This window comes from Natronomonas sp. (genome assembly GCF_036625485.1).
In the GTDB taxonomy this organism is placed as follows: Archaea; Halobacteriota; Halobacteria; order Halobacteriales; family Haloarculaceae; genus Natronomonas.
The window spans coordinates 1-4,201 of record NZ_JAZKTR010000183.1 but is presented as its reverse complement, the minus strand read 5'-3'; the positions used below and the strand labels follow the sequence as shown (position 1 = coordinate 4,201).

Here is a 4,201-nt window from a genome sequence, read left to right as displayed (position 1 = left end):
TTGACGAGGATGTCGATGCCGCCGGTCTCCTCTTCGAGGGCGGCGACGGTGTCGGCAACGTCGTCGCGGTCGGTGAGGTCACATTCGACAGCGTGGGCCGTGCCGTCGTAGTCCTCCTCGACCTCGTCGGCGATGTTCTCGGCCTTATCGAGGGCGACGTCGAGGATGACCACTTCAGCGCCTTCCTCGGCGAGAATACGGCAGTCTTCGCTTCCGATTCGTCCGGCGCCACCCGTCACGAGGGCGGTCTTGTCGTCGAGTCCTAGGTCCATTGCGTTCCGCTATGTTGTTGGTTCACGCATAAGGATTTGGACGGTGATAACTGGCGACGTTAAGTCAAGACGAGGGAGTCGAGTTCCCGAACGGTTCGCCGCGTCGGGCCACCGACCGACGAGGAACCGCCACTCGTTGAGGGACTCGTCACTCGTCGGGAGAGGTATCCTCGAACGCGGGGGCTCGCTCCTCGAGGACGGCGAGGAGGTGTTCGAGGATGGTTTTGACCCCGTCCGTATCGAATAGCGTCGTGACGGCCTCCTCCTCGGTGGCCTCCTCTATCACCCGGTCTGCGTCCTCGACGGTGACGAGAAGACGTGAACGTGTGGGACGGTCCGTCAGCAGCGGGTCAGCGTTCGACGCCGACGATATCCAGTATCTCGCGTAGATGCTCGATCTCGTGGTCGGTTTCGGGACCCCACGCATCATCGCCGTAGCCAACGGTTCCGAGGCCGACCCCGGCGGCGCCGGCGATGTCGTTTCGGTGGCGGTCGCCGACCATGACGGTCCGGTCGGGGGCAGCGCCGGTTCCCGCCAGCGCGTCCTCGAACATACGCGCGTCGGGTTTTTTGAAACCGATCTCCTCGGAGGTCGTGACGTGGTCGAAGCAGTCGTAGACGCCGAAGGAATCGAGCATGTCGTGGGCTTCGTCGGTGTCGATATCCGAGACGATGGCCTGCTGGATGCCGGCGTCGTGGAGGGCTTCGATGGTCTCGACGGCGCCGTCCTCCGCGCGGAGCGTGGCGGCGGTCGCTTCTTCGAGGATGAGTTCCCAGTCGTCCGGCGGATTCCCGTCGAACAGTTCCGTGGTGGCTTTCCGGTAGCCCTCGTGGGCCGACTGATATTCGGTGCCGTCGGCGGCCTTGAAGTGGTCGCCGAGGATGGATTTCCATTCGTCGAGGGCGGCCTCGGGGTCCATCCCGTGGTCGGCGGCCAACTCCGAGATGAAGGCGGCATACCCCTCGCGGATGGAACGGAGTTCGACGATGACGCCGCCGATGTCCCAGAAGACGGTGTTGTACTGTGGATCGGTTGCGGGCGTGTCCTCGCTCATGCTTCGTAGTAGCGGACGCCGTCGTGGAGTTCGCTCGTTATTTCGTCGCGTTCGTCGAGGTGGGCGAGCGCGCTCATCGCCTCGGGGATGAGGTACTTGACGTCGCGGTCGCCGGCCAACGCCATCGCGACGCCGCCGACCGTCGAGTAGCCGTCGGCGACGAGGTCGGCGACCCCGTCGAGGCGGTCATCGAGGCTCTTCCGGTCGCGTTCGACGACGGCCTGCAGGTCGTCGTGAACCGGGCCGTGACCGGGATAGACGCGGTCGACGTCGACCGATTCGAGGCGGTCGAGAGCGGTGTAGAAGGCATCGAAGGCCTCGCGGTGGCCGTCGTCGAGACCATCGTGCATGACGACGGGGCGGAAGGGTTCGATACCCATGTCGCCGGCCAGCAGGACGCGGTCGCCGTCGATCTCGGTCGGATAGCTGAGGTGGTCGGCCTGATGGCCCGGCACGTGGACGGCGCCGATCTCGATCGGGCCGACCTGCGTGGTGTCGCCGGGTTCGATCCAGACGTCGACCTCTTCGGGCGGGAGGTGCTCGGAGTCCCGTTCGAGCGACTGGACGGCCATGTCGACGGCCATCTCCAGTTGCTCGTCGGGGAAGCCTGCTTCCGTACTGTTCTGCCGGACGCGGGCTTCGAGGGCCTCGGGGTCCCGCTGGAACCGCGCTTCGACGCCGGCGGGAGCGTAGACGGTCGGGTCGCCGGCCTCCAGAATCGTCGGGACGAGCCCGACGTGGTCGATGTGCGGGTGGGTGATCAGAACGTGGTCGATGTCGCCGGGGTCGTAGCCGTGGTCAGCGAGTGCTGCCTCGAACGATTCCTCGTGGTCGGGGGCGGCGGCGTCGACGAGCACCGGTTCGGGGCCGTCGACGAGATAGCAGGCGACGTGGCCCGGCGGCCACTCCACGTCGAACTCCAGTCGGTGGACCTGCGTCTCCGTGTTCCGTACTTCCATTCACCGGAAGAATGCGACCGCACGGCTTAAGCCTTCGTTTTGATACAACACCGTTGAACTTTCCATTGTTCAGACCTCGACTCGGGAACTTACCTTTATTAACGTTCCCTCGAAACGGACAGCCGTCACAATGACAGCCAGACACACGAGCGTCGAGACGGCGCGTGGATACCGATGTTAGAACAGTTCAGCGTCGAGGGGAAGACGGCCATCATCACCGGCTCCAGTCAGGGCATCGGCGAGGTGACCGCAAAGCGGTTCGCCGACGAGGGCGCCAACGTCGTCGTCACCTCCCGCTCGCAGGACAAGATCGACGAGGTCGCCGACGAAATAAACGACAGCGACCGGCCGGGGCAGGCAATCGCCGTCGAGTGTGACGTCCGCGAACGCGACTCCATCGAGGCGCTGGTTGACGCCACCGTCGAGGATTTCGGCCGCGTCGACACGATGATCAACAACGCCGGGGCATCCTTCATGGCCTCCTTCGACGACATCTCGGAGAACGGCTGGAAGACCATCGTCGACATCAACCTTCACGGCACCTTCCATTGTTCGCAGATCGCGGGCCAGCAGATGCAGGAGCAGGACGGCGGCGGTACCATCATCAACTTCGCGTCGGTCGCCGGGACGATGGGCTCTCGCTACATGAGTCACTACGGCGCCGCCAAGGCCGCCGTCGTCAACCTGACGACGTCGCTGTCCGCGGAATACGCCGAGGAGAACATCCGCGTCAACTGTATCGCACCCGGCCTCGTCGGCACGCCCGGCGTCGCCTCCCAGATGGGTATCGACCCCGCCGACGTCGACCGCGAGGACATCGCGAAGGACATGGGCCTGCCGGAGGAGATCGCCGACATCACCCAGTTCCTCGCCAGCGACGCCGCCTCGTACATCGTCGGTGAAACTATCACCGCACAGGGCGTCCCACCGCTCGAGGACTCCCAGCTATAACCATGACCGACACCGAACGCGACGTCTTCCTACCGGTGGCCGCACAGCCGAGCGTCGACGCCCTCGTCGAGCAAGCCCGAACCGGCGAGGAGTTGGGCTACGACACCGCGTGGCTCCCCGAAACGTGGGGCCGAGACGCCGTCACGACCCTGACCTCTATCGCCCACGGCACCGAGGACATCGACATCGGAACCTCGATCATGCCGGTCTACTCGCGGTCGCCGGCCCTCATCGGCCAGACCGCCGCCACCCTACAGGAGGTCTCGGAGGGTCGATTCCGCCTCGGCCTCGGGCCGTCGGGGCCCATCGTCATCGAGAACTGGCACGGCGTGGACTTCGGCAACCCGCTCCGTCGGACCCGCGAGACGGTCGACATCGTCAAGCAGGTCCTCTCCGGCGAGGAACTGGAGTACGACGGCGAGTACTTCGACCTGCAGGGGTTCCGCCTGCGCTGTGACCCGCCGGAGACGGTACCACCGGTCGAAACCGCCGGGATGGGGCCGAAAGCCGTCGAACTCGCGGGTCGCTTCGCCGACGGCTGGCACGCGCTGATGTTGACCGCCGACGGTATCCAGGACCGACTGGAGGATTTCAACCGGGGCTCGGAGATGGGCGACCGCGACCGCTCCGAACAGCGGGTCAACCTCTCGTTGACCTGCTGTGCGCTGGATGACGCCGAAGAGGCCAAGCGACTCGTCAAGGCCCACACCTGCTTCTACATCGGTGGGATGGGCACGTTCTATCGGGATAACCTCGCCCGGCAGGGCCACGAAGACGTCGCCGAGGCGGTCTACGACAACTGGCAGGAGGGCGACCGCGAGGAAGCGATGGCCGCCATGCCAGACGATCTGCTGGAGGATCTCGCCGTCTGGGGAACGCCCGAGGAGGCCCGCGAGCGCTTCGAGCGCTTCGCGGAGCTCGACGGTCCCGACGCCGTCTCGGTGTCGTTCCCGCGCGGCGCGGA

At 65.6% G+C, this 4,201-nt stretch carries 6 protein-coding genes; 2 read left to right on the top strand and 4 right to left on the bottom strand.

Going from position 1 to position 4,201, the window contains the following annotated elements:
- From V5A53_RS13305 to V5A53_RS13290, 4 genes are all read right to left on the bottom strand, one after another.
- Nucleotides 1–272 (bottom strand): SDR family NAD(P)-dependent oxidoreductase (locus V5A53_RS13305; protein WP_332314102.1); only part of this gene is annotated, 272 nt, incomplete at its 3' end.
- A gap of 148 nt (nt 273–420) precedes the next feature.
- Nucleotides 421–558, bottom strand: a complete 138-nt coding sequence (locus V5A53_RS13300) for a hypothetical protein (RefSeq protein ID WP_332314101.1) — start codon at nt 556–558, stop codon at nt 421–423.
- A gap of 64 nt (nt 559–622) precedes the next feature.
- Entirely contained in the window at nt 623–1,327 is a 705-nt protein-coding gene (locus V5A53_RS13295) for an HAD family hydrolase (RefSeq protein ID WP_332314100.1), read from the bottom strand.
- Nucleotides 1,324–2,286, bottom strand: coding sequence for an MBL fold metallo-hydrolase (locus V5A53_RS13290; protein WP_332314099.1), 963 nt, complete (start codon nt 2,284–2,286; stop codon nt 1,324–1,326). The genes V5A53_RS13295 and V5A53_RS13290 overlap by 4 nt, the downstream gene beginning before the upstream one ends.
- Nucleotides 2,287–2,460: 174 nt before the next feature.
- Here V5A53_RS13290 and V5A53_RS13285 point away from each other — a divergent pair, with 174 nt between their 5' ends.
- Both V5A53_RS13285 and V5A53_RS13280 read left to right on the top strand, forming a co-directional pair.
- Nucleotides 2,461–3,237, top strand: a complete 777-nt coding sequence (locus tag V5A53_RS13285; RefSeq protein ID WP_332314098.1) for an SDR family NAD(P)-dependent oxidoreductase — start codon at nt 2,461–2,463, stop codon at nt 3,235–3,237.
- A gap of 2 nt (nt 3,238–3,239) precedes the next feature.
- Nucleotides 3,240–4,201 (top strand): TIGR04024 family LLM class F420-dependent oxidoreductase (locus V5A53_RS13280; RefSeq protein WP_332314097.1); only part of this gene is annotated, 962 nt, incomplete at its 3' end.